Origin of the sequence: Anoxybacillus sp. LAT27, from assembly GCF_022030075.1 — a bacterium.
GTDB lineage: Bacteria > Bacillota > Bacilli > Bacillales > Anoxybacillaceae > Anoxybacillus > Anoxybacillus kestanbolensis.
The window spans coordinates 1-348 of record NZ_JAIWYK010000055.1; the positions used below are offsets into that span (position 1 = coordinate 1).

Genomic DNA, 348 nt, shown 5'->3' on the forward strand with positions numbered 1-348 from the left:
ATCCTCCTTCCTTCACTTGGGGTTGCATCAGGGCAGGTTGACAGCTACCCAACAACAAAAGTCATGCTTTTGTTGTTTCTTCAACGATGTACTCGATTCCTTTTCGTTGAAGATTCATCGCGCCAACTCGGTCGTCGTTTGATGTATATTGGCATGTTTGGCAACAAAACGTGTGCGTTTTCTTATTTCGGTTTGCTTTCTCTGTATGTCCGCATTTTGGACATGTTTGGGATGTGTATGTTGGGTCTACCACAATCACTTTGGCTTGGTGTTTGCGTGCTTTGTACTCGATTTTTTGTCTTAAATCATAAAACGCCCAAGATACCATTTCATACCGATGGTTAACGG

The 348-nt window shown here is 42.8% G+C and carries 1 protein-coding gene; it reads right to left on the reverse strand.

From position 1 onward, the window contains the following. Positions 1-61 precede the first annotated feature (61 nt). Positions 62-348: transposase (locus LD028_RS02510; RefSeq protein WP_237810820.1), on the reverse strand; the 287-nt coding region annotated here is incomplete at its 5' end.